Source organism: Bradyrhizobium sp. (assembly GCF_049798375.1).
GTDB lineage: Bacteria > Pseudomonadota > Alphaproteobacteria > Rhizobiales > Xanthobacteraceae > Bradyrhizobium.
In genome coordinates, this window is the sequence record NZ_JBARGP010000416.1 from 1 (window position 1) to 4468 (window position 4468).

A 4468-nucleotide genomic window follows, 5' to 3' on the forward strand; every position below is an offset into this window, starting at 1 on the left:
GCCGCCAGCACCTGATGCACGCCATGGCCGAGCTCATGGGCCAGCGTCATCACGTCGCGCGGCTTGCCCTGATAATTCATCAGCACATAGGGATGCGCCGAAGGCGTGGTCGGATGCGAGAACGCGCCCGGCGCCTTGCCGGGTCGCACCGGCGCATCGATCCAGCGGTCGTCGAAGAAGCGCTGGGCGATGTCGGCCATATCGGTGGAGAAGCCGCGATAGGCCGTCAGCACCATGTTCTTGGCGTCGGGCCAGGCGATGGTGCCGGTCGCAGCGAACGGCAACGGCGCGTTGCGGTCCCAATGCGCAAGCTTCTTCTTTCCGAACCAGCGCGCCTTCAGCTGATAATAGCGATGCGACAGTTTGGGATAGGCTGATCGCACCGAGGCGACCAGCGCATCCACCACCTCGCGCTCGACACGGTTGTTCAGGTGACGCGAATCCGCGACGTCCTGGAAGCCGCGCCAGCGGTCGGCGATGTCCTTGTCCTTGGCGAGCGTGTTGGTGATCAGCGCAAAAGTGCGCTCATTGGCCTTGAAGGTCTTGGCCAGCGCTTCGGCCGCAAGCTTGCGCTTGGCGCCGTCGCGGTCCTGCAGGAAGTTCAAGGTCGGCTCGATCGCGAGCTCTTTGCCCCCGATTTTGAAACGAAGTCCGGCGATGGTCTGGTCGAACAGCCGGTTCCAGGCGGAATAGCCAGTCTGCGACTTCTCGTGGAAGAGCTGCTCGACGCGATCCTCCAACTGGTACGGCTTGTCCTTGCGCAGATCCTCGATCCACGGCCGGTAGTAGCCGAGCGCAGGCACAGCCATCGCCTTCTCGATCACCTCGTCGTCGATCCGGTTGAGCTCGAGCGCAAAGAACAACAGATGCGTCGATGCGGCGGTCAGCCGCTCCGAGATGTCGCCATAGAATTTCGAGATCGACGGATCGACGCTGTCGCCGGCATGCGCGAGCCCGGCATAGGAGCCGAGCCGGCCGGCAAGATCGTCGATTGCCTCGTAACGTTTCACGGCCCCAGCGAGCCATTCGCCGCCGTCCTCGCGCGCGGTGTGCTCGGCCAGCTTGCCCTTGTAGTCGGTCTCGAACGCGACACAATCGGCGTCCATTTTCTGCAAATCATGCGCGATCTCCGGTGCGTCGATTCCCGAGTAGAGATCGCTCAGGTTCCATTCCGGCAACGCACCCGTTTTTGTCACAGACTTTGTCGGCGCCTTGGCCGGCACTTTGGCCGCAACCTTTTTGGCCGGCTTTGCCACGGCTTTCGCCTTGGCTGCAGGCTTGTTGACCGCAGGCTTGGCCGCGGACTTGGCGGCAGCAGATTTGGCAGAAGCGGATCTCGCAGCAGGTTTGCGGAGAGCGGAAGCGCGCAAGGTCATCGGATGGGGAACCTGTTGTTCAGACGGAAGATTGCGAATTCGCAGACCGGAAGGTGGGCGCGGCTAGCAAGGTTTAAGGTTGCGTTAATCGGCATCGGCGAGAGTGCCCCGATTCGAGACAGATAGTCGTAGCGTGCGGGGAAGACCATGGCTGCCAGCATTTTGATTGCCGACGATGATCCGGTCCAGCGCCGGCTGGTGGAAAACATGGTCCAGAAATGTGGCTATGAGGCCATCGTCGTCGACAATGGCGACGCCGTCATGGAACGGCTCGCCGGCCCTGACGCTGCGACCATCGATGCCATCGTGCTCGACCTCGTGATGCCCGGCCTAGACGGTATGGGCGTGCTCTCGAAGATGCGCGAGGCTGGCCTCTCGATCCCCGTGATCGTGCAGACCGCCCATGGCGGCATCGACAATGTCGTTTCCGCGATGCGCGCCGGCGCTCAGGATTTCGTGGTCAAGCCGGTTGGCATGGAGCGGCTGCAGGTCTCCCTGCGCAACGCGCTCAACACGCGGGCCTTGAAGGGCGAGCTGCAGCGCATCCGTCACAGCCGCGAGGGCCGGCTGACCTTCTCCGACATCGTCACCCGCAGCGAGGCGATGGCGCCGATCCTGCGCATCGCCGAGAAGGCCGCGGCTTCCGCGATCCCGGTGCTCATCGAGGGTGATTCCGGCGTCGGCAAGGAGCTGTTCGCCCGCGCGATTCACGGCAGCAGCGAGCGCAAGGCCAAGCCGTTCGTCGCGGTCAATTGCGGCGCGATCCCGGACAATCTGGTGGAATCGATCCTGTTCGGCCACGAGAAGGGCGCCTTCACCGGCGCGACCGAACGCCACATGGGCAAGTTCGTCGAAGCCCATGGCGGCACGCTGTTCCTGGACGAGGTTTCGGAACTGCCGCTCACCGCGCAAGTGAAACTGCTACGCGCGCTGCAGGAAGGCGCCGTCGAGGCGGTCGGCGGCCGCAAGCCGGTCAAGGTCGACGTCCGCATCATCTCCGCGACCAACCGCAGGCTCCTCGAGCGGGTCAAGGAAGGGCATTTCCGTGAGGATCTGTTCTATCGCCTGCACGTGCTGCCGCTGACCGTGCCGCCGTTGCGGGCGCGGCGTGACGACATCCCGCATCTGCTGCGACATTTCCTGGCGCGCTTTGCCGCCGAGGAGAACAGCACGGTGACGGGCATCAGCGGCGAGGCAGTGGCCTACCTCTCGCAGCTCGACTGGCCCGGCAACATCCGCCAGCTTGAGAACGCGGTCTATCGCGCCGTCGTCATGAGCGAGAGCGATCAGCTCGGCATTGCGGATTTCCCGTTGATCCCGGCGCACGCGCCGGCTCCGGTCGAGTACGCCCCTCCGCTCGTGGTGGAGCGGCCGTCGATGCCGGCGATGGTCTCAGGCAGCGAGATTCCGATCGCGCCGCTGCCCGCCCCGAGCCACCAGCCCGGCATGCTGTCGATGCTGGCAGCCAATGGCGAGATGCGGCCGCTGGAAGAGCTGGAGAACGAGATCATCCGCTTCGCGATCGCGCATTACCGCGGCCAGATGTCCGAGGTGGCGCGCCGGCTGAAGATCGGCCGCTCCACGCTGTACCGCAAACTCGACGAAGCCAATGCACAGGATCCGGCACCGACCGCTCCTTCGGTCGGATGAGGTGCGCCGCAGTTCGATCATGGCGTTTCAATGGCCGCTGAAAATTGCCGTAAGTGCTGACAACCATGGAACATATGAACCGTTGCCTTGAGGTGACAGACAAAGGAAAAGCCCCATGGCAGAAACGCTGCATTGGTGTGGCCAAGGGTCTGGCAAAGGGTCTGGCCAAGGGTCTCCCCCCGAGTCAGTTTGTCGTGAGTCGCCTCGTGCGGCACTGGCTGTCGAAGTGAGGCCTGGGTTATCGTTTGACGTGAATTGTTGCGCAACAAGGTGCCGCAACTCTCGACACCGGCACTCGACCTGAAGCTTGCGGACGAAACCGACGCTGTGTCCACGACGGAACAGATCATCCGAGGAAATGCGACGATGCGAGACTGTGTGAACTCCCGCGGCGGATTTGACCGCGTCCTGATGGCCGTCGCCGCGACCTTCCTCACGATATCGGCAACATCGGCGCTGGCGCAGAGTGACATGCCGCGCAGCACCGCTGCCCAGTCTGCCATCGACGCCGCGGTTCCGATGCCCGAGCCCGCCAACGTTCCGCCGCCGACCCCCAGCGATTTCAAGCTCGACACCACCGCGACCGTGTCGCCGGCTACCGATATCGCCAAGGTATCTGATAAGGGCACCGAGGCGCCGGCAACCGCAGCCGCGCCCACACAGGATCCGACCAAGGACAGCGCGACCAAGGACAGCACGAAGGACACCGCGACCGCTCCGACGGCCCCGGCCACCACGCCGCCGGCTACCGTCGCCACCGCACCGGCCGCAGAGCCTGCCAAAGATGCTGGGAAGAGCGCGGATGCGCCGGCCGCAGCATCCTCCGCTCCGGCGACCGCTGCAGCGCCTGCGACCGAACCGGCCAAGGCCGCGAGCAATGTGCCGGCAGCCGACCAGCCGGTCGCCGATCGCCTGCGCGATCTCATGGGCACCAAGAGCGCCCGCTATTTCGACCGCAAGGCCGAGCGCGCCGCGGTGGAGAAGTTCTACACCGCGCATGACTACGCCCCGATCTGGACCCAGGGCGGCAGCCTGACGTCCGCCGCCAAGGGCGTGATCGCGCGGCTCAAGGATGCTGCGTCCGACGGCCTCAATCCGGCCGATTATCCGACGCCGGATTTCGCTGCCGCCACCAGCCCGGACGCGCTGGCGGAAGCCGACCTGAAGCTGACCGCGAGCATGCTCGACTACGCGCGCCAAGCGCAGAGCGGCCGCATGCACTGGTCCCAGGTCTCGGCCGACATCCAATATCCGGAGCATCCGATCGATGCGAACGACGTGCTGGTCAAGATCACCGGCGCCACGGACGCCTCCACGGCGCTGGACAGCTACAACCCGCCGCAGAAGCTCTACAAGGAGCTGAAGGCCAAGCTGGCCGAGCTGCGCGGCGCGACCGGCACTGCCGCCATCAAGATCGATAACGGCGTGGCGCTGAAATACAC

2 protein-coding genes and 1 pseudogene are annotated in these 4468 nt (G+C 64.7%); 2 read left to right on the forward strand and 1 reads right to left on the reverse strand.

Features of this window, described 5'->3' with window-relative positions:
- Positions 1-1376: M3 family oligoendopeptidase (locus WA702_RS17625; protein ID WP_425111817.1), on the reverse strand; the 1376-nt coding region annotated here is incomplete at its 3' end.
- A 147-nt stretch (positions 1377-1523) separates the two neighbouring features.
- On the opposite strand from WA702_RS17625, the gene WA702_RS17630 reads away from it, so the two are divergent.
- Together WA702_RS17630 and WA702_RS17635 are read left to right on the forward strand one after the other, a co-directional pair.
- The gene (locus WA702_RS17630) at positions 1524-3026 is read left to right on the forward strand and encodes a sigma-54-dependent transcriptional regulator (RefSeq protein WP_425111818.1); all 1503 of its coding nucleotides are present in this window, start codon (positions 1524-1526) and stop codon (positions 3024-3026) included.
- Positions 3027-3392: 366 nt separating this feature from the next.
- A pseudogene (locus tag WA702_RS17635) lies at positions 3393-4468 on the forward strand (L,D-transpeptidase family protein); the annotation flags it as partial.